21 protein-coding genes are annotated in these 23,714 nt (G+C 65.0%); 8 read left to right on the forward strand and 13 right to left on the reverse strand.

The annotated features are described in order from the left end of the window. Window positions 1-5: 5 nt before the first annotated feature. On the forward strand, window positions 6-458 hold the full coding sequence (locus AX729_RS07455) for a DNA polymerase III subunit chi (RefSeq protein WP_061021601.1): 453 nt from the start codon (window positions 6-8) through the stop codon (window positions 456-458). Window positions 459-623: 165 nt separating this feature from the next. Further along, the gene (locus tag AX729_RS07460) at window positions 624-1,112 is read left to right on the forward strand and encodes a hypothetical protein (RefSeq protein WP_082770377.1); all 489 of its coding nucleotides are present in this window, start codon (window positions 624-626) and stop codon (window positions 1,110-1,112) included. Window positions 1,113-1,133: 21 nt separating this feature from the next. Here AX729_RS07460 and AX729_RS07465 read toward each other — a convergent pair whose 3' ends face one another. The 4 genes from AX729_RS07465 to AX729_RS07480 form a co-directional block, all read right to left on the reverse strand. Further along, a complete protein-coding gene (locus AX729_RS07465; RefSeq protein WP_061021605.1) occupies window positions 1,134-2,096 on the reverse strand; it encodes a Bug family tripartite tricarboxylate transporter substrate binding protein in 963 nt (320 codons plus the stop codon). 103 nt (window positions 2,097-2,199) lie between these two features. After that, window positions 2,200-3,321 carry a PAS domain-containing protein gene (locus AX729_RS07470; RefSeq protein ID WP_061021607.1) on the reverse strand — a complete coding sequence of 374 codons (1,122 nt, stop codon included), beginning with the start codon at window positions 3,319-3,321 and terminating at the stop codon, window positions 2,200-2,202. Between the two features lie 286 nt (window positions 3,322-3,607). After that, the gene (locus AX729_RS07475; protein ID WP_061021609.1) at window positions 3,608-4,081 is read right to left on the reverse strand and encodes a hypothetical protein; all 474 of its coding nucleotides are present in this window, start codon (window positions 4,079-4,081) and stop codon (window positions 3,608-3,610) included. A 13-nt stretch (window positions 4,082-4,094) separates the two neighbouring features. Further along, window positions 4,095-4,463 carry an antibiotic biosynthesis monooxygenase family protein gene (locus AX729_RS07480; RefSeq protein ID WP_061021612.1) on the reverse strand — a complete coding sequence of 123 codons (369 nt, stop codon included), beginning with the start codon at window positions 4,461-4,463 and terminating at the stop codon, window positions 4,095-4,097. 98 nt (window positions 4,464-4,561) lie between these two features. On the opposite strand from AX729_RS07480, the gene AX729_RS07485 reads away from it, so the two are divergent. After that, window positions 4,562-5,050, forward strand: a complete 489-nt coding sequence (locus AX729_RS07485; protein WP_061021613.1) for a MarR family winged helix-turn-helix transcriptional regulator — start codon at window positions 4,562-4,564, stop codon at window positions 5,048-5,050. A 202-nt stretch (window positions 5,051-5,252) separates the two neighbouring features. On the opposite strand, the gene AX729_RS07490 is transcribed toward AX729_RS07485, so the two are convergent. Next, entirely contained in the window at window positions 5,253-7,115 is a 1,863-nt protein-coding gene (locus AX729_RS07490; RefSeq protein ID WP_061021615.1) for an ABC-F family ATP-binding cassette domain-containing protein, read from the reverse strand. A gap of 179 nt (window positions 7,116-7,294) precedes the next feature. Between AX729_RS07490 and AX729_RS07495 the strand changes: the two genes are divergently transcribed. Continuing rightward, window positions 7,295-10,156, forward strand: coding sequence for an ATP-binding protein (locus AX729_RS07495; protein WP_061021617.1), 2,862 nt, complete (start codon window positions 7,295-7,297; stop codon window positions 10,154-10,156). A gap of 33 nt (window positions 10,157-10,189) precedes the next feature. On the opposite strand, the gene AX729_RS07500 is transcribed toward AX729_RS07495, so the two are convergent. The 5 genes from AX729_RS07500 to AX729_RS07520 all read right to left on the reverse strand — a co-directional run bounded on the left by AX729_RS07500 (window position 10,190) and on the right by AX729_RS07520 (window position 14,319). After that, entirely contained in the window at window positions 10,190-10,819 is a 630-nt protein-coding gene (locus AX729_RS07500; protein WP_061021620.1) for a hypothetical protein, read from the reverse strand. 8 nt (window positions 10,820-10,827) lie between these two features. Then, window positions 10,828-13,077, reverse strand: coding sequence for a xanthine dehydrogenase family protein molybdopterin-binding subunit (locus AX729_RS07505; RefSeq protein WP_061021621.1), 2,250 nt, complete (start codon window positions 13,075-13,077; stop codon window positions 10,828-10,830). A 1-nt stretch (window position 13,078) separates the two neighbouring features. Next, window positions 13,079-13,543, reverse strand: a complete 465-nt coding sequence (locus AX729_RS07510) for a (2Fe-2S)-binding protein (RefSeq protein ID WP_197433551.1) — start codon at window positions 13,541-13,543, stop codon at window positions 13,079-13,081. A gap of 128 nt (window positions 13,544-13,671) precedes the next feature. Further along, window positions 13,672-13,851, reverse strand: coding sequence for a hypothetical protein (locus tag AX729_RS07515; RefSeq protein ID WP_061021623.1), 180 nt, complete (start codon window positions 13,849-13,851; stop codon window positions 13,672-13,674). A 216-nt stretch (window positions 13,852-14,067) separates the two neighbouring features. Further along, window positions 14,068-14,319 carry a hypothetical protein gene (locus AX729_RS07520; protein ID WP_061021852.1) on the reverse strand — a complete coding sequence of 84 codons (252 nt, stop codon included), beginning with the start codon at window positions 14,317-14,319 and terminating at the stop codon, window positions 14,068-14,070. Window positions 14,320-14,626: 307 nt separating this feature from the next. On the opposite strand from AX729_RS07520, the gene ndk reads away from it, so the two are divergent. The 3 genes from ndk (at window position 14,627) to AX729_RS07535 (ending at window position 18,477) form a co-directional block, all read left to right on the forward strand. After that, complete coding sequence (gene ndk / locus AX729_RS07525) at window positions 14,627-15,049, forward strand: nucleoside-diphosphate kinase (protein ID WP_024338099.1); 423 nt, start codon at window positions 14,627-14,629, stop codon at window positions 15,047-15,049. A 44-nt stretch (window positions 15,050-15,093) separates the two neighbouring features. After that, window positions 15,094-15,954 carry a TerC family protein gene (locus AX729_RS07530; protein ID WP_061021625.1) on the forward strand — a complete coding sequence of 287 codons (861 nt, stop codon included), beginning with the start codon at window positions 15,094-15,096 and terminating at the stop codon, window positions 15,952-15,954. 189 nt (window positions 15,955-16,143) lie between these two features. Beyond that, entirely contained in the window at window positions 16,144-18,477 is a 2,334-nt protein-coding gene (locus tag AX729_RS07535) for a TonB-dependent receptor (protein WP_349643754.1), read from the forward strand. 5 nt (window positions 18,478-18,482) lie between these two features. Here AX729_RS07535 and AX729_RS07540 read toward each other — a convergent pair whose 3' ends face one another. From AX729_RS07540 to AX729_RS07550, 3 genes are read right to left on the reverse strand one after another with little or no spacing between them, the layout of a single operon-like run. After that, window positions 18,483-18,794, reverse strand: a complete 312-nt coding sequence (locus tag AX729_RS07540; protein ID WP_061021627.1) for a DUF3240 family protein — start codon at window positions 18,792-18,794, stop codon at window positions 18,483-18,485. Then, a complete protein-coding gene (locus tag AX729_RS07545) occupies window positions 18,791-21,865 on the reverse strand; it encodes an efflux RND transporter permease subunit (protein WP_061021628.1) in 3,075 nt (1,024 codons plus the stop codon). Before AX729_RS07545 ends, AX729_RS07540 begins: the two co-directional genes overlap by 4 nt. Continuing rightward, the gene (locus AX729_RS07550; protein ID WP_061021630.1) at window positions 21,866-22,999 is read right to left on the reverse strand and encodes an efflux RND transporter periplasmic adaptor subunit; all 1,134 of its coding nucleotides are present in this window, start codon (window positions 22,997-22,999) and stop codon (window positions 21,866-21,868) included. A gap of 219 nt (window positions 23,000-23,218) precedes the next feature. Between AX729_RS07550 and AX729_RS07555 the strand changes: the two genes are divergently transcribed. Then, the gene (locus tag AX729_RS07555) at window positions 23,219-23,692 is read left to right on the forward strand and encodes a hypothetical protein (protein ID WP_156456784.1); all 474 of its coding nucleotides are present in this window, start codon (window positions 23,219-23,221) and stop codon (window positions 23,690-23,692) included. Window positions 23,693-23,714 lie beyond the last annotated feature (22 nt).

The following is a 23,714-nucleotide window of genomic DNA, read 5'->3' on the forward strand; positions in this document are numbered from 1 at the left end:
CCGAGATGACTGAAGTACTGTTCTACCATCTGCAAAACATGACGGTGGAGAATGTGTTGCCGCCGCTTCTCGAGAAATCGCTCGAGCGCGGCTGGCGCGTCGTGGTGCAGTCGAGCTCGGAAGAGCGCGCCGATGCGCTGGATGCGCATCTATGGACCTATCGCGACGATTCCTTCCTGCCCCACGCGACATGGCGCGTGAGCGATGCCGCCGATCAGCCGATCGTGCTGGCGATCGAGGCGGACAATCCGAACGGCGCGAATGTCCGCTTCCTGATCGACAACGCCGGGCTGCCGCAGGACGCGCAGGCCTATGAGCGCATGGTGCTGCTCTTCAACGGAGACGATCCGGACGCGCTGGCGCTGGCGCGCAGCGCCTGGACGGATTGCAAGGCGCGGGGATTTGATGTCACCTATTGGCAGGCCGACGAGCGGGGCCGGTGGCAGAAGCGGAATTAGCAACGGTCCGCAATTAATGATAATTTGCGCTTTTCGAAGGATGCTGGCCTCGGCCACCTTCGTGCCGCAAAGGGATGTTGGGACAAACGTTTAGGGCTGGTCCTTCACGCGGGGAATTAGTTTATCGTGCGACATCAAAAGCTTCCCGGCTCGCTCATGATTGCGTTGGCTGCCGTAGCACCGCTGGTCGCGGGCTGTTCGGGCGGGGCCGATCTGTTGTCGAAGGACGCAGAATGGTTCCAGAGACCCGGCCGCCTCTTCATCAAGAACATCTCGATCGAATCGCCGCCGCTGACCCCCGACAAGCCGGTGGGTGCCCAGGATCTCGTCAGCGCCGACGGCGCCTGTCCCGGCATGGCGCCGCCGCCCGGACCGGCCGATGCCAATGCATCGACCACGGCACCGGCGCCGATGGGCGGCACGGTCGCGCTCGGCCATACCGAATGCGACGTGGTGCGCGGCATCGGCGCGCCCGCGAACGTCAACCTCTCCAATGATGCCGCCGGCCGCCGCGTTGCGGTGGTCACGTGGACCACCGGGCCGCGCGCGGGGATTTACACCTTCACGGCCGGCCGGCTGTCCTCGATCGAAGGCAATCCGGAGCCGCAGCCGATGCCGAAGACGGCGAAGCCGAAGAAGAAGCACGCGGCCTGAGGCTCGGCCTTCGGTCGCCGATCACTGGATCGGCGCGATTCCCACCCGCCTGATCAGCTCTGCCCATTTCGGAGCCTCGGCCCGGATTTGGTCGGCAAACTCGCTCGGCGTACGCGTCACCGTTTCCATGCCGAGGGCCGCGAACTTCTGTCGTGCAGCCGGCGCTGCCACGGCCTTCTGGGCCTCCTCATGCAGGAGTGCGACGATCGCATCCGGCGTTCCGGCCGGTGCCATCAGGCCGAACCAGGCGGTTGCCTCAAAGCCACGAAAGCCAAGCTCGTCCAGCGTCGGCACGTCGGGCGCGGCTGGTGAGCGCCGCAGCGATGTGATCGCCAAAGCGCGTACGCTGCCGTCGCGGACATGCGGCAGCACCGAGGCGATGCTGCCGAAGAACATCGTCACGCGGCCGGCAATGAGGTCGTTCAACAGCGTCGCGCTGTCGCGGTAGGGCACGTGCTGGAGCTTGATTCCAGCCATGGTTTGGAACAGCTCGCCCGCCAAATGGGTCGATGTACCCACTCCAGCCGAGGCGAAGGTGAGGGGGCTGCGCCGAGCCACATCGACCAGATCCTGGATGCTCGTCGCAGGCACGTCCTTGTTCAGGACCAGGATGTTCGGTGCGACCGTGACCTGCGCCACGGGGACCAGATCACGCACGGGATCATATGGCAGCTTGGCGTAGAGCGATGGGTTGATGACGATTGCCGCATTGCCCGCCATCAGCAGCGTGGCGCCATCCGGCGTTGACTTGGCGACGTGGTCCGCCGCGATGTTGCCACCGGCTCCGAGCATGTTCTCGACGACGACCGGCTTGCCCCATGTTGCCGCGAATTGGTCGGCGAGGATGCGAGCGGCAACGTCGGGGGCGCTTCCCGCGCTGAACCCGAGTACGATCCGAATGGTCGATTGGGGATAACGCGGCTCCGAATGCAGCGGGTGGGCCAGCGACAGAAGCGAGAGCAAGGCAAGCGCCAAGCGGATCATGTTCGGTCTCCTCGCGAAAGGTGGCGGATTGTCCGTCTCGGTCGATCGTCCGTCGTCACCCCTAAGGGTGATCGCGACTCCCCTTGCGCGGGTCAGCTCAACGTCACGTCGGTGGATCGAGGGTTTGGGCGGTTTGCGCAATCGACTGCACCAGCTCGGCGTGGCCACGGACGCCGATCTTGGCGTAAATCCGCTTGGCATGAGTCTTGAGCGTGTTGCGGCTGAGGCCAAGCATTGCTGCGGCTGCCTCCATGCCGCTGGTTTGGGCCAGTGCGGCTGCCGCCCGCAACTCGGCCGCCGTCAGTCCATGCCGGGCTGCCAACAGCGCACTGGCCGCATCCCGGCTTCGCGAGACGTCGCCGAGGAGCGCGATTGCCGCGGGCGACGCCCTCTTGTGGTGGGAGGGATTTGCGAACGCGCGCCCCTTCACCGGTGTCACGGCGATCCGAATCTCCCGGCCGCTCTCGTGCAACAGCCGACACGTCCCTACGGTCTCGCCGCGGAGGGTGTCTGCGAGCACGGCGAGGAGTTCGTTCGCTGAAGGACCGGAAGGCGCGCTGCCGGAGTCAAGGCGCAGCGAGAATTCCTCGGCCCGGGCACGAGCCGCCGAGTTTGCGAACAGCACACGCTGCCCGGCATCGAACACCACGATTCCGGTCGACAAGGCGTCGAGCGCGTCGCGCTCCGTCTGGGCCGCCTCCTGGTAGTCGAGCACGCGCAGCCGCAGTTCGCAGGCGCGCCGCAGATGCGGCAACAGCGAGCTCAAGATGGCGCGGTCTCGTGCGCTGAACGGTCCGCTCGTCTCGCTTCGTTCGACATTGAGCGAGACGCGGAATTCCGGACGGCTGACCACGTTGACGATCAGCCCATGCGCGAGGTTCTGCGGGCGGAGGACGTCGTCATAGAAAGCGGTTCGTTTGAGCTGTGACAGCTCGATCAGGTCATCCGTATGCACCATCTGGCCTGCCGAAAATCGGCTCGACCGCATCCACGGATTCCTGACGTGATAGACTTCGTGGCGCCGCTTGCATTCGGGGTCGATCCGGCCGAGGTCGTGGAACGTGTACACGTTGTGATCGACGCTGTAGCCGTGGATCAGCGCGGCGGCGCTGTTGGTGATGTCTGCGATGCCTTCCAGAGCCGCGCTCCAGAGCGATGCATCGAGCACGGCGTCATAGATCAGTCCGACAAGCGCCTCTCGCCTCTGTTCAAAGTCGGTCGGCATCCGCGATCCCTCCGCAAGGCGGCACTAGATTGCCCACGCGGGACCCGATCCGCAAGCAGCTGGCTCGTCGTGGAACTTGTGGGGCCGTTCCCGCCCGCATGGAGGAAAGCGAATACGACGGCAGCGACTCCGTGGCTCCAAAGGACCGGCGCTAACCCACAGCCCGCGCCGATTATGGCGGGCGGTGGTGCTCGCGCATAGTCATGACGACTGCCGTCCGGAAACGAAAGAGTTTGGCGACCTAGGACGTGAGGAGGAGAACCGATCGAAAGCCGTGTAGTGCCCCTCAGAGCAGCGCCTTGGTGTTGAAGTGATCAGGTTGGCCAACGCGGAAACGGCCCTTCATCTTGAAGCCGTCACGCATGTTGAGGCCGAGAAGAACGATGTTCAGCGCGCCTGCAAATAGTTCGAGAGTCTGCACTGCGTAGAACGTGGTGTCGAACTCCGCGGCCTTCGCCTTAGAGGCAAGAAACAACGCGGCGGGAACGAGAACCAGGATGCCGTTGCCGGCGATGAACGGCATGCGCTTGATCTTTGCGCCGATCAGGCCAGTGCGTCGCCCCTTTGCCAGGAAGAGCCCTGAACCTCCCGTCACCGCAAGCGCCGGAATCAGCAACAGGAAGCCCCAGGGTATGGCCGTCTTGACCATGGCCACGCTCGCGTGTGACGCAAACAGCTCGGTGAGAGCCGTGGAAAGCCAGAAGGTCGCGATGGTCGTCAGCGCGATCGCGCCCGCCAATGGGTGGATGATCCTGGTCATGGGCCTGCCGAAGCTACGCGACGCAGATGCCGGGCACGGCGACCTTGCGGAACAGATGCGGAGAGGCGACGGCGGTCGCGGGATAGGCCGATATCTTCGATCTGAACTCAGGGTGCGTGAATGCAGCCCGGAAGTGGGCCGTCGACTCCCAGACGGCGTAGTTCAGATATGTCGGGCTTTCGCCGATCGCACGGTGAAGCTGGGTGGCAATGAAGCCCGGTTGCCTCTTCATGAAGGCGGCATCCTCTTGCCAGACGTTGAGGAAGCTTTGTTCGTAGGCCTGGTCGAGCGTGAAGACATTCACCAGCACCACAGGGCTGGTGTCGATGCCAAGCTGACGTTCGATGGGAAAGTCAGGGTCCAGTGGGCGTAGGCGCGCCATGGCCGGCTCCGTTCACTTTGGTGTCATGGTGTCAATGTGGTATTGTGAGCAAAGTAGCCATTTGACATCATCATGTCAATAAAACTCTATGGTGACGAATGCCGAGACCCCAACGAACGCCGGCCGGCGATGCGCTGACGAACCTCATGCTTGACCTATTTCGGCTGAACAGCCTGCTCCTGACCGCCGGGGACCGCTTGGTGGCCCGGCTCGGGCTCACGAGCGCCCGCTGGCAGATCCTTGGCGCCATCGTGGACGCCGAGCGCCCCCAGCCGGTGGCCTGGCTTGCCCGCGATCTGGGTGCCAATCGGCAAAACGTGCAGCGGATCGTCAATGACCTTCACGCGGAAGGCCTCGTTGCTTTCGAGGCCAACCCTCATCACCGCCGCGCGCAGCTTGTCGTCCTGACCGACAAGGGGCGGCGCGCTTTCGATGCCGCCATGGCTTTGCAGGCGCCGTGGGTCAACGGCCTTTCGAAGGGGCTTCCGGTCAAGGATCTGCAAACCGTTCATCGCATCGTCGCGGACCTGCGGACGAGGCTTGAGAGCGATACGGAGAGCCAGACTGAGGGCGCGGCGAACCGGTGAGAGCTGACGGCTGCTCTTCGCGATGTGATGCCGGAACACGCGGACTGAGCCATTGCGGCGGGCAATCGCCACCTCGGATCGCGCCGGCCGGGCCAATAAAGGGGTGCAAATTCAATCATTCATTGATTGGTATTTTGACACCGGTACAGTGCATGGGGTTGTTTCGTCACATTTTGATCGAGCAGCCCACGCGGCGGAGGCGCTACCCCGCCGCCTCGTCAAACTGCGTGCTCGCCTCGAGCCATTGCTCCTCCGCGCGCGCCAGTGCCTCGGCCGCATTCACGCGCGCCTTAGACAGTTGCGCAGCCTGCTTGGGATCGCGGGTGAAGATGTCGGGTAGCGCCAGCGCGGTGTCGATCTTGGCGATGATCTCGCTGACGCGGGCGATCTCGGCCTCGGCCTCCGCGATGCGCTTCTTCAGCGAGCCGCGATTGTCCGATTTCGGGCGCTGCGGCTTCTCGGCCGCGGGGCTGCGCTCGCGCGGGGAGCTGTCCGCGTTGCGCGCGGACAGCACCAGACGGCGGTATTCGTCGAGGTCGCCGTCGTAATTGGTGACGGTGCGGTCGGCGACGATCCAGAGCCGGTCGGCGCAGGCCTCGATCAGGTAGCGGTCGTGCGAGACCATGATGACGGCGCCGGGGAATTCGTTGATGGCTTCGGCGAGCGCGGCGCGGCTGTCGATGTCGAGATGGTTGGTCGGCTCGTCCAGAATGATCATGTTGGGGCCGAAGAAGGTGGCAAGCCCCAGCAGCAGCCGCGCCTTCTCGCCGCCCGATAGCTTGCCGGCCTTGGTGTCGGCCGCCTTGCCGGAGAAGCCGATCGCGCCGGCGCGGGCGCGCACCTTGGCTTCGGGCGCATCGCCCATCAGCTTGCGGACGTGATCATAGGCGGAGGCGTCCTCGTTGAGCTCGTCGAGCTGATGCTGCGCGAAATAGGCGATCGACAGCTTGTCGGCGCGGGTCACCCTGCCGGAGAACGGCGCGAGCCGCCCGGCGAGCAGCTTCACGAGCGTCGACTTGCCGTTGCCGTTGGCGCCAAGAAGCGCGATGCGGTCGTCATTGTCGATGCGCAGGGTGACGCGGTTGAGCACGGGGCTGGCGGGGTCGTAGCCGACCGACACGTTGTCCGCCGCGATGATCGGCGGCGAGAGGATCTTCTCCGGCGCGGGAAAGCTGATCTCGCGCACGTCCTCGGTGACCAGCGCCGTGATCGGCTTCAGCCGCTCCAGCATCTTCACGCGAGACTGTGCCTGCCGCGCCTTGGAAGCCTTGGCCTTGAAGCGGTCGACGAAGGCTTGCAGCCGCGCGCGCTCCGCTTCCTGGCGCTTGAGCTGCTTGGCGTCGAGCAGCTCGCGCGCGGCGCGCTGCTCCTCGAACGAGGAATAGGTGCCCTTGTAGAGCGTGAGCTTGCCGCGCTCCAGATGCAGGATCTGGTCGACCGAGCTTTCCAGCAGGTCGCGGTCGTGGCTGATCACGATCACCGTGCGCGGATAATGCGCGAGGTGATCCTCCAGCCACAGCGTGCCTTCGAGATCGAGATAGTTGGTGGGCTCGTCGAGCAGCAGGAGGTCGGGGGCTGCGAACAGCGTCGCGGCGAGCGCCACGCGCATGCGCCAGCCGCCGGAGAACTCGGCGCAGGGGCGGAGCTGATCGGCGGCGGAGAAGCCGAGGCCGGAGAGGATGGCGGCGGCACGGCTCGGCGCCGAATGCGCGTCGATGTCGACCAGCCGGGTCTGGATCTCGGCGATCCGGTGCGGATCGGTGGCGTGCTCGGCCTCGGCGAGCAGCGCGTCGCGCTCGAGGTCGGCCTTGAGCACGACGGAAATCAGGCTTTCCGGCCCGTTCGGCGCTTCCTGCGCCAGGCTGCCGATGCGCCAGCGCGGCGGCAGCGTCACCGAACCGTGCTCGGCCGCAAGCTCGCCGCGGATCACCTTGAACAGGGTCGACTTGCCGGTGCCATTGCGTCCGACCAGGCCGACGCGGGATCCGGGCGTGATCTGCACGGAACTGTTGTCGATCAAAAGGCGTCCGGCGAGACGGATGGAGAGATCGGTGATGGACAGCATGCGGCCTTGTCACCGCAGCCGAGGCCAAACGCAACCCGTTTTTGCGCCAAAAGCGAGCCCATTCGCCCCCACGGCGCGGGAACTCTTCTCGCGGGGTGGGCGGGCCGGAGAGCAAGAATGGACGGCATGGCATCGAATGTGCAACGGTATCATGTAGCCAATGATGCCTGTCCAGTCCGATGACGAAGAATGCGGTATACTCCTTTGGCCCGTTCCGCCTTATTCCGGAGAGGCAGCTCCTGCTGTGCGGGACCGAGCCGGTCAAGCTCGGCGGCCGGTCGTTCGAACTCCTGCATGAGCTGGTCAAGCGCAGCGGGCAATTGTTGCGCAAGGACGAACTGATCGCAGCGGCTTGGCCGAACACGTTCGTCGATGAAAGCAATCTGAGGGTGACCATGAGCGGCTTGCGTCGCGTGCTCGGCGACGTGCAGACCTCGCCGATCTATATCGCGACGATTCCCGGTCGAGGTTATCGCTTCGTTGCACCGGTCGAACTCGGCGTCTCCCGGCAGGCCGATTTTCCGGTCGCGGAGGGCGCGCCCGAATCCACTGGTCTACCCCCTCAACGCGACATCATCGGGCGCGAGGCGGACATCGCCGGCGTCTTGGCCGCCTTGCGTGATCATGCCCATGTGACGTTGATCGGTGCCGGCGGCATCGGCAAGACGACGGTCGCGGTGGCGGCGGCCCGCGCGCTGGAGGCGGACTTCCCCGACGGCGTGTGCTTCGTCGATCTGTCGACGACGGACGACCCGGCGCTCGTGCCGGTCGCGCTGGCGGCCTCGCTCGGATTGTGTCGCGTGGGTGTCGATCCCCTGGGGGCCGTGATCGACCACGTGCGCAAGCGCCGGATGCTGGTGGTGCTCGACAATTGCGAGCACGTGCTGCCGGCCGCGACGATCTTTGCGCGGGGACTCGCCGCAGGCACGGCGGATTGCAAATTGCTCGCGACGAGCCGCGAACCGTTGGGCACGCAAGCGGAGCACATCATCTGGATCGACGCGCTCGCTTGCCCCGAAACCGGCGAGGGGATCACCGCCGCGCAGGCGCTGCGCTTTCCGGCCGTCGAGCTGTTCGTGCGACGCGCTTCGGACTGTGTCGGCTATGCGTTCGCCGATTCCGATTGTGCCGCGGTCGTGCACCTCTGCCGTGCCGCGGAGGGCATGCCGCTGGCACTCGAACTGGTTGCCGCCAAGATGGAGATGTACACGCCGCAAGAGCTGCTCTCCATGCTGGACGGGCATCTCGGCTTCCGCAATCCGCGCTTTGGTTCTTCGTCGCACCGGCACGAGACGTTGCTGGCGACGATCGAGTGGAGCTTCAGGCTCCTGTCGCAGACGGAGTCCACGATCTTCCGTCTAAGCTCGGTCTTTGCGGACGCATTCGAACTGGACGATATTGCAGCGGTCGCCAGCGTCGCCGGACTGAAGCCGGCCGAGGTGACCGCAGGCCTCGGGGGCCTGGTCGCCAAGTCGCTGGTGACAGCCCGGCTTGGCGAGACCGGCTTGAGTTACAGGTTGCTCGACAGCACCCGCCGCTACGCCGCCGCGCTACGGCACGAAGACCCGATCGACGCCGCCGCACTGCTTGGGCACGCTCGCCGCATATTGGCACTGCTCAAGCAGTCCGAGCGGGAGTGTCGCTGGCGGGAGGTGCAGGATTGGTTGTCCTGCTATCGGCGCTGCTTGGCCGATCTGCGGGCCGCCTTGTCCTGGGCGTTCGGCCCGGGCAAGGCGCCCGAGCTCGGCATCGAGCTTGCGGCGGCCGCGATCCCGCTCTGGTCGGAGATCTCGTCGCTGTCGGAATCCCAGCGATGGGTCGCGATGGCGCTCGACGCGGCGACCCGACTGCCCTGCGCCGATCTCGTGAAGGCCAAGCTGGCCTGCTCGCGGGGCTGGGGCTTGTTCTACGCGCGCAAGCTCGCCGACGAGAACGAGCATGTCTGGCTCGCGGCGATCGGCTATGCGACGTCCGCCGACAACGCGGACTACCACATGCGCGCCTTGCTGGGACTGTCCTTCTACCTGCTTCAATGCGGACAGATCGCCCGCGCCATCGATTGTCTCGAGGAATTGCGGTCGCTCTCCCGCAAGCATCCGGAATGGCCCGGCATTCCCGATGGCGAACGCGCCCTGGCCTGGGCCAAGGCCCATGCCGGCGCTCTGAGCGAGAGCTGGGACGTGCTCGCGCGGCAGGCCCGGACATACAGCCGGCCCGACCGGCGCACCCGCATGGCGGAGCTCGACGTCGATCGCTACGTCTCGACCCGTTTCTATCTGCCGATCGTCGCATGGCTGCGCGGCCACACCGATTACGCCGCCGCGCTCGCGGCCGAAGGCATCGCGGCCAGCGCTGGGCACATGGTCTCGCAGGCCAACGTGCTCGGTCTCGGGGCGCTGCCGGTGTCGCTCTACAATGGCGACCTCGACGCGCTCGGAAACTATACGCGCAGGCTTCAATCGATCCTCGACAGCGAACAGATCGCGCGCTGGGGGCCGGTGCTTCGCTTCTTCGCGGCCGCCGGTCGCGACTTGAACGGCGACCGCGATGCCGTTCGCGACATGAGCGATGCCGTCGACGAGCTGATGGCGTGCCGATTCCTGATGCGGATTGGAGCCTATCTCGCTCATCTCGCCGAAGCGCTGACGCGACAGGACAAGTTCGGGGAGGCGGGCAGCGTCATCGCGAAGGCGCAGCACTATCAGGAGCAGCAGCAGGAGCGTTGGTGCCGGCCCGAGGTGCTGCGGGTGAAGGCCGCGGTCCTTCGCCGATCGGGACATCGTTGTGAAGCCGAGCGCCTGCTCGAAGCCGCACGGCTGGAGGCGAAGGCCATCAAGTCCGTGTCGCTCGAGTTGCGCGTCGCCAACGATCTGTCTGAGCACTATCTCGACGACGGCCGGGGCAAGGAGGCCGCGACGTTATTGCCGCCGCTGCTCGAGGCGCTGAGCGCGAATGCGGCGACGAGAGACGTGACCGTTGCGGCCGAGCTGCTGCGTCGGGCCGGCGAGGTCGGGCGGGGTCTGCGGGCAAGGTCGCATTGAGGCCCGCCTTCGCGATCCTCGCGGCGAGATGCATCAGTTCGGGCAGGGTTGTCCCGCCGCTCCCCACAGCGCCATGTCCTTGACGTGGTCCTCGAAACTGCCCGGTGGTGTCGAGCGACCCGCTCCGGGATGCCAGCCGCGCGGGATGAAGCCATTGAGCGAGGCGTCGTGCCGAAGGTGGTCGAGCAGGCCGGCGGCGTTGCGGCCGCCATTGCGCTTGGGATCCTTCAGCTGCGCACAGATTTCCGCGCCGCTCTTGCCGAACCAGATGAACGCGACCGGCGCGAGTTGCCAGTCGATGCCGGCGCGTGGCGGCGCGGGCGCGGGATCGTTGGGTTGCGCCGAGGTCATATGACAGGTCGAGCAGGGTATCGCTTCGGTCCCGATCCGGCTCTCTCCGCCGTGAATGTTCATGCCGTGCACGCGCGGCCTGGTTTCGCCTGCCGGCGTCCAGATCGGAATCGCCTTGGCGTCGACGTGGCAATTGGCGCAACGCGGATGCGTCACGACAGCTTCGATCCGCCTCCAGGCCTGAAGCCCCTCGGCGCGGCTGACGCTGCCCGGCGGCAACACATCTTTGGCGTCCTCGTCTTTGGCTGCGACGACGCCGGTGAGGGCCGCGAGCGAGGCGGCCGCGACGATGGCGATCAAGGCTCTCGACATGGCCGGCCTCACACGAAATCGATGAACTTGTTGAAGGGCATTTCGCGAATGCGCTTGCCGGTCGCCGCGAAGATCGCATTGGCGAGCGCGGGCGCTGCGGGTGGAACAGGCGGCTCGCCGATGCCCCTGACCTTGGGATCGTTCTCGAGCCCGCGGACCTCGATGACCGGGCACTGGTAGATCCGCATCGCTTCATGATGGTTGTAGTTGGTCTGCTGCACCCCGCCCTTGGCGTAGGTCAGCTCGCAATTGATCGCGTGGCCGAGCCCCCAGATGACCCCGCCCTGGACCTGGCTCTCGAAATTGACGGGATCAACGACCTTGCCGACGTCGGCCGCGACAAAGACTTTGTCGATCCTGACGCCGCGCGGAGTCATCGTGATCTCCACGACTTCGGCCGTCGGCGTGCCGAACGACTCGACGAAAGCGACGCCGCGTCCGCGGCCGTTGCCCAGCGGTCCCTTCCAGTCCGACATCTGAGCGACGGTCTCGAGTACCTTGCGATAATGCGGCACGGTACACATCGCGATGCGCGCCTTCATGGGATCGAGGCCCGCCGCATGGATCAGTTCGTCGACGAAACTCTCGGTGAAGAAGCCCGCGGTCGAGGCGCCGACCGAGCGCCACGTGGTGCTCGGCGACAGTCCCTGAGCCTCGTAGCTCGTGGCCCGGAAATGCGGGATGTCGTAATAGACGTTCCATAGCCCGGCGGCCAGTTGCCCGTCGGGATCTTTCGAAGGCGTGCCCGAACGTTCGAGCAGTCCTTTGAGCGGCGCCGTCGAGGCCACTTGCAGATCGGCGGCGACGATCTTGCTCTTGGCGACGCTGCCGCGGTGCCGGGCGATCGCGATCTGCCGTGGAATGTCCTGAAGGAAATCCTCCTCGCGCGAGAACACCAGCTTGATCGGCGTCCCCTTCACCTGATTGGCGATCTCGGCGAGGACGCGAATGTTCTCGTATTCGAGACGGTGGCCAAAGCTGCCTCCGGTCCACTGGTTGTGGAAGGTGACCTGCTCCGGCTTCAGCCCGATCGCGGTCGCCGCGACATATTGCACGAATCGCGGGCTCTGATGGCCGACCCAGATCTCGAACCCCTTGTCGGTGACGAAGCCGAGTCCGTTCAGCGGCTCGAGCGGCTGATGCCCGACATAGGGCGCGCGATATTCGGCTTCGACGAGCTTGCCCGCCTTCAGCCCGGCCTCGATGTCGCCGATCTTCCGCCACTCCTTGCCGAGGAATTCGGGCTTGAATGAGGATTGAAGCACTTTCCAATGGTCGTCCTGCTCGGCGGGATACGTAGACGGCGCCCATTCGCACACGACGGCATCGACTGCCTTCATGGCATACCAGCTGTTGGTTGCGATCGCAGCAACGCCGTTCCTGATCTCGAGGATCTGCTTGACCCCCGGCATCGTCCGCGCCTTGCCGGCGTCATACGATTTGAGCGGCTGACCCTTGGCGGGGTTGAGCTTGACGGCGGCGTAGAGCATGCCGTCCATTTTCTGGTCGATGCCGAACTTGATATCGCCCATCACCTTTGCGCGAACGTCAAGCCGCATCATCGGTTTGCCCAGCATGCGCCATGTCGAGGGATCTCGTGGCTTCGCATCGAGCACCGGCGGAATCGTCGCGGCCTCCGCCGACAGATCGACATAGGCGATCCTGCTGCCGTCGGGCAGGATGACGTGACCCGACTGCGTGCGCAGGTCCGCCACCCTGACGCCCGACCGTTTCGCCGCGGCGGCCTTCAGCGTTTCGCGCGCGACCGCGCCGGCGACGCGCAGCTTCTCATAGGTGTCCGGCACGCTGCTCGAGCCGCCGGTCATCTGCAGGCCGGACTGCCTCAGCCATTCGAGAGCCTTGGCGCGGGCTTCCTCGGCGGCGGGGCTCTGGTCTGCGGCGACGAAGGGGGCGAACTCGTCGGCAAAGCCGGTGTTGAAATAGGCGGGGCTCGGTCCTGCGAAGCGGATCTCGAACTGGCCGGGGTCGAGGTCCATCTCCTCGGCGATCATGATCGGCTGCACCGAGCCGACACCCTGGCCTATGTCGGCATGCTGCGCGATCAGCGTGATCTTGTCGGGGCTGATCTCGACCCAGGGATTGAAGGTCACCGCGTTCGGCGGGAGATCGGCCGCAAGCGGATTGTCGCTCGCCACCGCGGCCGCGGGCTCGGCGTTGCCGAAGCATCCGAATGCGATGCCGCCCGCGACGGCGGCAGAGCCGATGACGAAGGTGCGGCGGGAAAGGGCCTGTCCCATCTCACTTCTCCGCGATTTTTTTCGCCGCAGCGGCGTGAATGGCAGCGCGGATGCGCGGGTAGGTCCCGCAACGACAGAGGTTGCCGGACATTACCTGATCAATTTGTTCGTCGGTCGGCCGTGCGACCCGGTCTAGCAGCGAAATCGTCTGCATGATCTGACCGGTCTGGCAGTAGCCGCACTGCGGAACCTGATGCTCGATCCAGGCTTGCAAGACCGGATGCGATTCCTTGTTGGCCAGCCCTTCGATCGTGGTGACCGATCTACCTGCGACGTCACCGGCGCGCGCCTGGCATGAACGCACGGCCTTGCCGTCGATCTGCACTGTGCAGGCGCCGCATTGCGCAACGCCGCAACCATATTTGGGGCTGGTGACGCCGAGTTCGTCTCGCAACACCCACAGCAGAGGCATTTCCGGGACGACGTCGACCTGGTGCCTGATGCCGTTGACGGTCAGTTCGATCATGGCGGTTGGTCCTTTGACGGAGGACCGATGCATAATCGAGGCAGCGCAGGCGCGGCTGTTAAAAGATGTAAAATATTTCCGGTGAGGCGCGGCGGTTCACTTCGAAGTGGCCGCCTTGTGGGCGTGCTCTAGCGGCTCAGCTTTGCGCTGTCGCTCTGTCTCAAGCGATCCAGAAGCTTCTCGAGATGTGTCGGCAGGCGAGGCTCGGGCCGGAGATTCTGCTGCAGCCGTTCGCCCACGGCGTCGCAAATCGAGCGGCTGGTGCGCCGGTCGATCTGTTCGCTGTCATTGGCAAGAAGGCCAGCCATCGCGGGGTTCCGTGTTCGCAAAGTAAGGACACGGTATCAAGTCATTGCCGCCCAATTGGTTTCGCTGACCGTGGAAAATGCCCGGCATTCTCGTAAAAATTGTATGAACCGGGCGTTGTCGGCTCAAGGCAAAGCCCCGGCGAGGGGGAGCGCCGGGGCTTCTCTGGGGAGGTACCTGGGGGGCTTAGGTACCCCCTTGGAAAGGTGCTGACGGGCTCAGTAGCAGCGGTTGATCAGCCGCCAGCGGGGTCCCCAGGGGGTCGGGACCAGCCGGCGCACGTAGCAGCCGCCATAACCGTAAGAGACCGGGCCGCCGGCATAGAAGCGCGGCCCGCCCCAGCCATGGTGGCCATGGTGCCAACCGCCGCGATGCCAGCCGCCGTGCCAGTGGGCGGAAGCGGAGGTCGGTGCCAGCGCGGCACCCAGCGCGACCGCGGCGACGGCGGCAAGCGAAAGTTTCCTCAACATGGTGATCTCCAAATGACTGCCGGCGCGGGGCTATCGCGTCGATGGAAAGGCCGTCGAAACGGTCCGCCTGACGATCAGGCCTCGGCTTCGATGGATCCGACCTTACGCCGGGGAAGCTGAACCGATCCCTGACGGCGGTTTCAGATTGGGTTCATCTGGGTGAAATTGTTGTCATCCTTGCTGAATCGGAGTTCGTCGCCTGCGGCGAAGATTCAGTGCGGCGGTTTCGCGGTCGCTTGCCGTCCGGCAAAGGCGCCGATATAAGCCCCGCAACTCCGAACCACCGCTTTTCCCAGGGACAAGATTTATGGCCATCGAACGCACCTTCTCGATCATCAAGCCCGACGCGACCGAGCGTAACCTGACCGGCGCCGTCAACGCCGTCATCGAGAAGGCGGGCCTGCGCATCGTCGCGCAGAAGCGCATCCGCATGACCAGGGAGCAGGCCGAGACCTTCTATGCCGTCCACAAGGCGCGCCCCTTTTTCGGCGAGCTCGTGGACTTCATGACCTCCGGTCCGGTCGTGGTGCAGGTTCTGGAAGGCGAGGGCGCGATCGCCAAGTACCGCGAGGTGATGGGCGCGACCGATCCGGCCAAGGCCGCCGAGGGCACGGTCCGCAAGCTCTACGCCAAGTCGATCGGCGAAAACTCGGTGCACGGTTCGGATGCGCCCGAGACCGCCGCGATCGAGATCGCACAGTTCTTCTCGGGCAACGAGATCGTCGGCTGATCCATCGGCCGACAGGTTAGGCACGACGCGCGAAAGGACTCATTGTGGACTGGCTCTCGCAGATCTTCGATCCCGCTACGATCGGGGCGTTCTTCACCCAGTTCCGCAATGAGATGGCCGAACCGACCTTCTGGATTGCGGTCGGCAAGATCATCTGGATCAACATTCTGCTCTCCGGCGACAACGCGCTGGTGATCGCTCTCGCCTGCCGCGGTCTCTCGCCGCGCCACCGGCTCTGGGGCATGATCTTCGGTGCCGGCGCAGCGGTGATGCTGCGGATCATCTTCACCGGAATCGTCGCTACCCTGATGGGGCTGCCGTACCTCAAGCTCGCCGGCGGTCTCGCGTTGATCGTGATCGCGGCCAAGCTGCTGGTGCCGGAAAACGAGGACGAGGACGACGTCGAGTCCGCCTCGCATCTGTGGCACGCCATCCAGATCGTCGTTGTCGCCGACATCGTCATGAGTCTCGACAACGTCATTGCGGTCGCCGCCGCGGCCAATGGCAGCGTGCCGCTCTTGATCCTCGGCCTCGCCATCAGCGTGCCGCTGATCGTCGCCGGCGCCGCGCTGATCATGGCGCTGCTCGCGAAGCTGCCGGTCCTGGTCTGGGCCGGCGCTGCGCTGCTCGGCTGGGTCGCGGGCGAGGTGATCGCGACCGATCCGGGCGTCGCGCCGAAGCTGCATGCGCTGCTCGACGGCTCGCTGGGCACCTCGCTCGACAGCATGCTCGGCGCGTTGCGCATCCCGCCGCAGTTCGGCCATGGCGGGGCGGGCGGCGAATATCTCTGCGCCGTGCTCGGCGTCGTGGTCGTGCTGGTGGTCGGCTACATCTGGCGCCGACGCAGCCTGACCCAGGCAGCGCTCGAATCCTCCGAGCATCACGCCAGGGCCTCAGCGGAGTGATTGGGACGGAAGCCGGTGCCCGCACCCGGTTGCGATCCAGGGGGCAGCGCGGCCAGCAAGCGGCGCTTCTCCCCATATTTAGATCTTGTCTTATTCTAAACTACTGAAAATAAAGGCCCTTTCGTTGACTCGGTGACTGTTCCCCCATCACGTCGCTCCGGTATTCATCAAACCGGAAGCTGCTACGAGATGCCGTCGAAAGTCATTTGCCGTTCCATTGCTGTTCTGGCGTCCACCGTCAAAGCGCCTCCGAGGTTCTCCAGCCCCGCGGCATTCGCCGCCTCCCTTGTCTCCATCGCCTTGTTTGCCGACGGCTTCCTGCACGGCACCAACGCGCAAAGCGCCGGGACGGGGGCGGACCAGGCGACGTTGCCGGCGGTGACCGTCACCGCAGACGCGCCGAAGCCGCGCGCACGCCCGCGCTCCTATCCAGGCCGCAGGGCGGGCCGTAGCGCGCCCGCGAACGAGCGGGCCAAGTTGCAGGCGGAAGCGACCCCCACGGCTGCGAGGCCCGGCGCACTGCCGCCGACCTACGCAGGCGGGCAGGTCGCCCGGGGAGGCCAGGTCGGCCTGCTCGGCAACAAGGATTTCATGGATACGCCGTTCAACATCACCAGCTACACGGCGAAGAAGATCGAGGATCAACAGGCCGTCACGGTCGCAGACGTCGTCAGCAACGACCCTTCGGTCCGTTTCACGGGACAGACCGGCGGCATCCTCGACTCTTTCTTCATCCGCGGCTTTCCGATCGGGGAGGGCAACGTCGGAGAAATTGCCTTCCACGGTGTCTATGGCGTCGCGCCGAACTACCGCGTGTTCACCGATTACGTCGAGCGCATCGAAATCATCAAGGGGCCGACCGCGCTGCTTTACGGCATGGCGCCAAACAGCAGCGTCGGCGGCACCATCAACATCGTGCCGAAGCGTGCCGGGGATGTCGATCTCACGCGGGTCACGACCAGCTACGCCACGAACACTCAGCTTGGCACACATGTCGACGTGAGCCGACGGTTCGGCGAGAACCGCGAATTCGGCATTCGCGTCAATGGCAGCTATCACAATGGCGATACGCCGCTGGACAACCAGAGCCGCGAGGCGCATGTCGGCTCCGCGGCGTTCGACTATCGCGGCGAGAAATTCAGGGCTTCGCTCGACTTCATCGATCAGGAAGAAAAGTTCGACGCGCCGACGAGGCCGTTCCTGGTCGCAACGGGCGTCGCGGTCCCGACGGCGCCGGTCGGGCGGCGCAACGTCACGCAGGCCTGGGAATGGGCCAAGGTTCACGACAACTCGTTGCTGGCGCGCGCCGAATACGATGTGACTGAAACTGTGACCGTGTTTGCCGACGCCGGTGGTGGCAGGACCCAGGTCGATCGTCTGTTTGGCACGCCGACGATCCTGAATGCGACGGGCAACACCACCTCCACTCCGGGACGGTTCAAGTTCGACATCGACAGGAACGTGGCCGACGCCGGCGTGCGCGCCCGGTTCGACACCGCCGCGATCAGTCACGCCGTGACCTTCCAGGGAAGCTACTACACGGACGAAATCGCGCGCGGCTCGGTGAACGGCACGGCGGTGCTGTCCAACATCTATGCGCCGATCGCCCGTCCGGAGCAGCTCGTACCGGCTCCCGCCACCGTGCCGAAGCTGTCGGATACCGAACTGACCGGCCTTGCGTTGGCCGACACCATGTCAGTTTTCCAGGAGCGGCTTCAATTGACCGTCGGCGTCAGGCAGCAGGGCGTCAAGTCGAACAACTACAACACCACCACGGGAGCCGTGACCTCCGCCTACGACCAGACGGCGTACACGCCGATGGTTGGCGTCGTCGTCAAGCCCTGGAGCAACGTATCGCTCTACGCCAATTACATCGAAGGGCTCAGCAAGGGCGACTTGGCACCGAACACGGCGAGCAATCAAGGCGAGGTCCTCGCGCCCTATCTCAGCAAGCAGAAGGAAGCAGGCGTCAAGGTCGATTTCGGCATGCTGGCGACCACCATCAGCCTGTTCGAGATTACCAAGCCGTCGGGGCAGACGGGAGCCGACAACATCTTCCGGGCCGATCAGGAGCAGCGCAATCGCGGCGTGGAATTCACTGTGTTCGGAGAAGTGCAGCCGGGCATTCGCGTCCTTGGCGGCGTGACGCTGATCGACGCCGTGCTGACGAAGACGAGCACGCTGGCAAATCTCGGCAAGACGCCGATCGGAGTGCCCGAGGTGCAGGCCAATCTGTCCGCTGAATGGGACACCCCGTTCGCGCCCGGACTGACGCTGGTCGCAAACACCATCTATACCGGGCACCAATATCTGAATGGGGCAAACACGCAGGTCGTCCCAGCCTGGACGAGACTCGATCTGGGCGCACGCTACAGCACGCGCATCAACAACCGGCCCGTCACGCTGCGGGCCCTGGTCCAGAACGTGTTCGACACCAATTACTGGGCTGGCGTCGCAAGCTACTCGGCACTGGCGCAAGGGGCGCCGCGAACCCTGCTCTTGTCGATGTCGACGGATTTCTGAGGGGCTCAATCGATCGTGCCGAACTCCGTCACGGGCATCGTCCAATAGACGAGCTTCGTTCCGGCGAATGAAGCCCGCAGCCGGTCGAGCAGGCCGGCGGCGTTTCTCTCCGCCAGAATCATCTGCACGGCGGTCTGATCGGCGTGGCCCTTGACGCGTTCGGCGGCCGTCTGCAATCGGACTTCGGCGCCGTGACCGGCTGCGTGCGATGCCGTGAATCCCGAAACGAGGTCGGTCTGTTCGATGAGATAGTCGAACACCTCCTCGCGGAGCTGACGCGGTACGATCAGCGTGAGACAGACCGGCCGATCGCTCATTTCGCCACCTTCGATGCTCCGCCATAGCGGCGATACAGGATCGGCAGGAGAATCAGGGTGAGCAGGGTGGACGACAGCAGCCCGCCGATCACGACGATGGCAAGCGGCCGCTGCACTTCGGATCCTGGCCCTGACGCGAACAGCAGCGGGATCAAGCCGAGCGCCGTGATGCTCGCAGTCATCAGCACGGGCCGTAGCCTGCGCATCGCGCCCTCGACCACGATGCGGTCCTCGCTCAGGCCATGGGCGCGGAGTTGATTGAAGTAGGACACCAGAACGACGCCATTGAGGACGGCGATGCCGAGCAGCGCGATGAATCCGACCGAGGCCGGCACAGACAGATACTCGCCCGTCAGGACCAGTGCGAAGACGCCCCCGATCAGGGCAAAGGGGATGTTGACGAGCACCAGCAAGGCCTGCCGGATGGCGCCGAATGTGGTGAAGAGCAGCAGGAAGATCAGACCGATCGCGACCGGGACCACGATGGACAGGCGTGCGGCGGCGCGTTGCTGGTTCTCGAACTGTCCGCCCCATGTCAGCCGGTAGCCGTTCGGGAGAGGAAGTTCGGTCGCAACCTTCTGGCGGGCCGCTTCGACGAATCCGACCATGTCGCGGCCGCGGACGTTGGCGCGAACGACGCTCATGCGCGCGCCATCCTCGCGGTCGATCTTCACCGGCCCGTCGACGCGCTGGATTCGCGCCACCTGCGACAGCGCCACATGCTGTCCGGACGCGAGCGTCAGGGGCAGGCTCGCCAGCAGCGTCGGCGCCTCCCTCGTGGTCTCGCTGCCGCGGACGAGAATGGGGGTGCGGCGGCCCTCCTCGAGCGCGGTCCCGATCGTTCGGCCCTCGATCTGGGCACGGAGCGAGTTGACGATGGAATCCACGGTCAGGCCGAGCCGGCCGGCCTCCATGCGATTGACCGCAACCGTGTAATATTGAGCGCCTTCGTTCAGCGTGGTGTAGACGTCCTCGGCACCGTCGATGCCGGACAGGATCGCCGACAGCTTGGCCGCGGCTTCGTTCAGCCTGGCGATGTCGGGGCCGAAGATCTTGACGGCGACGTCGCCGCGCACGCCGCTGATCATCTCCTGCACGCGCATGTCGATGGGTTGGGTGAAGCTCAGCGAGATGCCGGGAAAGCCGGCGAGGACCTCGCGGAGCTTCTGCAGCAGGGCCTCGCGATTGTCGGTCTGCCTCTCGGCGGCGGGCTTGAGCACGAGGAACGTGTCGGTCTGGTTGGGGCCCATGGGATCGAGGCCAAGTTCGTCCGACCCGGTCCGCGCGACGATGCCGGCAATGTCCGGCACGGCCAGAAGTGCCTTCTGGAGCCTCGCATTCATGGCAAGCGACTCGTCGAGATTGACCGAAGGCAGCGTCTCCACGCTGACGATGACGTCGCCTTCGTCCATCGTCGGCATGAAGGTCTTGCCGAGCTTGGTATAGGCGAATCCCGCGGCGACCAGGCCGATCAGCGCCGCAGCCATCACCTTGCGTTCGTTCTTCAGGGCCCAGTCCAACGCAGGCGTGTAGACACGTTGCGCCGCACGGACCAGCATGGGATCTCGATGCGACCCTGACGTGAGCACATAGGAGGTCATGACCGGGATCACGGTGAGCGCCAGCAGCAGTGAACCGGTGAGCGCGAAGATGATGGCCAGCGCGACCGGGATGAACAGCTTCCCCTCCAACCCCTGCAGCGTCAGCAGGGGTATGAACACGATGATGATGATGAGCACGCCCGAGGCCACCGGTTCCAGGACTTCGCAAACCGAACGGTACACCAGGTGGATCAGCGGACCAGCTTTACCCGTTTCGTGCTTGCCGAGATTGCCGACGATGTTCTCGACCACGACGACCAGCGCGTCGATCAACATGCCGATCGCGATCGCAAGTCCGCCGAGGCTCATCAGGTTGGCCGACATGCCGACCACGCGCATGACGATCAATGCGAAGACGATGGCCAGCGGCAGGCTGAGAGCGATCACCAGCGAGGCCCGCCAGTTGCCGAGGAAAAGCAGCAGGAGGACGATGACGAGGGCAGTGGCCTCGCCGAGCGCCCGCACCACGGTGCCGACCGCGCGGTTGACCAGGTGGCTGCGGTCATAGAACACGTTGATGGAGACGCTTTTCGGCAGCGAGGGTTGCAGCTCGGCGAGCCGGGCGCGCACGTCGCGGACGAGCTGACCGGCGTTGGCGCCGCGCAAGCCGAGGACGAGCCCCTCGACGGTCTCGCCGCCGCCATTCGACGTGACTGCGCCATAGCGGGTCAGCGTCCCGATTTTGACGTTCGCCACGTCGTTGACCAGGATCGGCACGCCCTCGCGTGCGTCGACGACGATGGCCTTGATGTCTTCGATCGACCGGATGCTGCCCTCGATCCGGACCAGCGCGCTGTCCTCGCCCTGGTTCACCCGTCCGGCACCGTCGTTGCGGCTATTGGCTTCGATGGCCCGGCGAAACACGTCGTAGGAAATGCCGCGCGCGGCCAGCGCATCGTTGCGCGGCACGATCTCGAAGGCGCGGACGTAACCGCCGAGCGCATTGACGTCGGCAACGCCGGGGACCGTTCGCAGCGCGGGACGGATCACCCAATCCAGCAAGGTTCGGCGCTCGGCGAGCGAAAGCTCGGGACTGTCGATCGTGAACATGAACATCTCGCCGAGGGGGCTCGTGATCGGCGCAAGACCTCCGGTCACCCCGTCGGGAAAGTCACGGGCGATGTTCGATAGCCGCTCCGACACCTGGTTGCGCGCCCAGTAGATATCGGTGCCGTCCTCGAAATCGACGGTGATGTCGGCCAGTGCATATTTCGTGGTCGAACGAAGGACTTTCTTGTTCGGCAGACCGAGCAGTTCGAGCTCGACGGGAACCGTGATGCGCTGCTCGACCTCCTCGGGCGTCAGGCCCGGCGCCTTCATGATGATCTTGACCTGAACCGGCGATACGTCGGGAAACGCGTCGATCGGCAGACCGGGCAGCAGGACGGCGCCGGCGCCGACCAGCAGCAGCACGCTCAGCAGGACGAACAGTCGCTGCGAAAGCGCGAACGCAACCAGGCGCTGGAGCATCTATTGCCCCAGCCCCGAGAGAATGCCGCGAAGCGCCGAGATGCCGCCGATCGCGATCTCGTTCTGCTCCGTGATGGGACCGGACACCACGACATGGTCCTGGTCGTCCGCAACCAGTTTGACCGGGACCAGCCGGAAGCCGCCGGCTATTGCCACGAACACCGAGGTCCGTTCGCCCCGCCGCACCAGCCCACTGTAGGGAATCTCCCACGCGCTTTCGCCGGCGGAGAGAAAGCCGATGCGGGCAACGGTGGTCTGACCGGGATGCAGCTCTCCGTCGTTGGGGATTTCCGCGCGAACCAGAATGGTCTGGGTGGCAGGGTCGATGGTGTCGGAGACCAGCACGACCTTGCCGGGGGTGGAATAGCCCTCGATCTCGACTTTGGCGCCGGTGCGGATTGCGCGAATGTTGGCTGCAGGAACCGCGATTTCCGCCCATAGCGGTGAGAGCCGCGCCAGCTTGACGAGCGGCGCGGATTGTTCGAGCCGCTGCCCCGGCGACACGGCGACCTCGACGACGGATGCGGTTTGCGGCGCATTGACCGTGAGCGTCGCGCTGATCGCCGCTTCCTGGGCCAGCCGAGAAATGGCTTCGTCGGACATCCCGCTCAGATGCAGCATCTGACGCCGCTCGGCGACCACGAGAGCGGCCTGGCGCGCTTCGGCCTGGCTGGCCTCCAGCACGCGCTGCGGCACGGCCTTGCCCTCGAACAGATCGGCGTTCCGCTTCAACTGCTGGCTGGCGAGATACTCCTGTGCGATCGCGTGCAGGTAGTCGCGCTGCTGGGAGACGAAACTCGGGCTCTCCAGCGTGACAAGCGGCTGGCCGGCCGAGGCGCGGTCACCGCGCCCGACGAGCAGAGTGGCGACCATGCCGGCCACCGGCGCGCTGACGACCCACATCTGCTGTGTGGGGATCACGATCTTGACGGGATAAGGCAGCGTCAGGTCGGTACGGATCGCGACCGGGTGGGTCACGCGCACTCCGAGATTGCGTGCCTGCGCCTCGCTCAGCTTCAGCTCATCCTCCGCCATCGCCACGGAAGGTAAAAAGCTCAATGCAATCGCGACGAGCGTACGGGCGAGCGCGACCCGAGAAGAGGCAAGATGGAGAGTTCTGCGACTGACTCTCATGAGGAATGTCCCACGCTCACCGGCGAGCGAAGTGCTGTTCGATTGCATGTTTGGCTTACTCCACCACCGCCTTGGTGAATTGATTTGCCTCAAGCGGCTCGAGCGAGACAGCCAATTGGGAAGGCTGCCTGCCGTCCATTGAGCGTTTGGGTTGATGTCGCTCAATTCCCTCGCAGCCGCAGAAGCTAGGCTGTGGACGTACCGTTTGGAGAGGCGGCAGTGAGACCAACCAACCTTGCTTCGATCCTGGTGACCGGCTTTGCTGTGCTGGTCGGGCTCTTGCAACCAGCGCTCTCCTATAGCGGAACGATACGGGACCCTTGGAGCTCTGCGCACATCGAAATGTTGCCGCCCGAAATCCGTGCAGACGTGCGGAAATGGGACACGGCGTGCGGTGGCCCAATCGCTGCCGCCCAACGCTTTGCTCTCTATCTGACCGTGCCGGGAGCTCAATTCCTGGCTCTTCATTTCGACGATTTCCATTGCCGTAACAGGGCTGTTCATTGCGGGCCCGCAGGCTGCCTGCACGAGGTGTATGTCTTGAAAAGCGGACGTTATAGGCGTGTGCTGGCCGTCCACGCGTACGACGTTCGGCTGTCTTCTGCCCACGATCAGGCCTTCCTTGAAGTTCTGGACGCGAGCGGCAAGGGCCGAACGCTGCGGTGGAACGGGAGCCGATTCGTCGAGAGATAGCGAGAACCTGTCGCATCGGCTC

The organism is Bradyrhizobium sp. CCH5-F6, assembly GCF_001556045.1.
Taxonomy (GTDB): domain Bacteria; phylum Pseudomonadota; class Alphaproteobacteria; order Rhizobiales; family Xanthobacteraceae; genus Bradyrhizobium.

Bases quoted from the DNA above. Each gene is read 5' to 3' on its own strand.
- AX729_RS07535 (WP_349643754.1), top strand. From the start codon at position 16,144: ATGCCGTCGAAAGTCATTTGCCGTTCCATTGCTGTTCTGGCGTCCACC.
- AX729_RS07465 (WP_061021605.1), bottom strand. From the start codon at position 2,096: ATGATCCGCTTGGCGCTTGCCTTGCTCTCGCTTCTGTCGCTGGCCCAC.
- AX729_RS07495 (WP_061021617.1), top strand. From the start codon at position 7,295: ATGACGAAGAATGCGGTATACTCCTTTGGCCCGTTCCGCCTTATTCCG.
- AX729_RS07510 (WP_197433551.1), bottom strand. From the start codon at position 13,543: ATGATCGAACTGACCGTCAACGGCATCAGGCACCAGGTCGACGTCGTC.
- AX729_RS07540 (WP_061021627.1), bottom strand. From the start codon at position 18,794: ATGAGCGATCGGCCGGTCTGTCTCACGCTGATCGTACCGCGTCAGCTC.
- AX729_RS07485 (WP_061021613.1), top strand. From the start codon at position 4,562: ATGCCGAGACCCCAACGAACGCCGGCCGGCGATGCGCTGACGAACCTC.
- AX729_RS07475 (WP_061021609.1), bottom strand. From the start codon at position 4,081: ATGACCAGGATCATCCACCCATTGGCGGGCGCGATCGCGCTGACGACC.
- ndk (WP_024338099.1), top strand. From the start codon at position 14,627: ATGGCCATCGAACGCACCTTCTCGATCATCAAGCCCGACGCGACCGAG.
- AX729_RS07520 (WP_061021852.1), bottom strand. From the start codon at position 14,319: ATGTTGAGGAAACTTTCGCTTGCCGCCGTCGCCGCGGTCGCGCTGGGT.
- AX729_RS07545 (WP_061021628.1), bottom strand. From the start codon at position 21,865: ATGCTCCAGCGCCTGGTTGCGTTCGCGCTTTCGCAGCGACTGTTCGTC.
- AX729_RS07515 (WP_061021623.1), bottom strand. From the start codon at position 13,851: ATGGCTGGCCTTCTTGCCAATGACAGCGAACAGATCGACCGGCGCACC.
- AX729_RS07480 (WP_061021612.1), bottom strand. From the start codon at position 4,463: ATGGCGCGCCTACGCCCACTGGACCCTGACTTTCCCATCGAACGTCAG.
- AX729_RS07550 (WP_061021630.1), bottom strand. From the start codon at position 22,999: ATGAGAGTCAGTCGCAGAACTCTCCATCTTGCCTCTTCTCGGGTCGCG.
- AX729_RS07455 (WP_061021601.1), top strand. From the start codon at position 6: ATGACTGAAGTACTGTTCTACCATCTGCAAAACATGACGGTGGAGAAT.
- AX729_RS07505 (WP_061021621.1), bottom strand. From the start codon at position 13,077: ATGGGACAGGCCCTTTCCCGCCGCACCTTCGTCATCGGCTCTGCCGCC.
- AX729_RS07490 (WP_061021615.1), bottom strand. From the start codon at position 7,115: ATGCTGTCCATCACCGATCTCTCCATCCGTCTCGCCGGACGCCTTTTG.
- AX729_RS07470 (WP_061021607.1), bottom strand. From the start codon at position 3,321: ATGCCGACCGACTTTGAACAGAGGCGAGAGGCGCTTGTCGGACTGATC.
- AX729_RS07500 (WP_061021620.1), bottom strand. From the start codon at position 10,819: ATGTCGAGAGCCTTGATCGCCATCGTCGCGGCCGCCTCGCTCGCGGCC.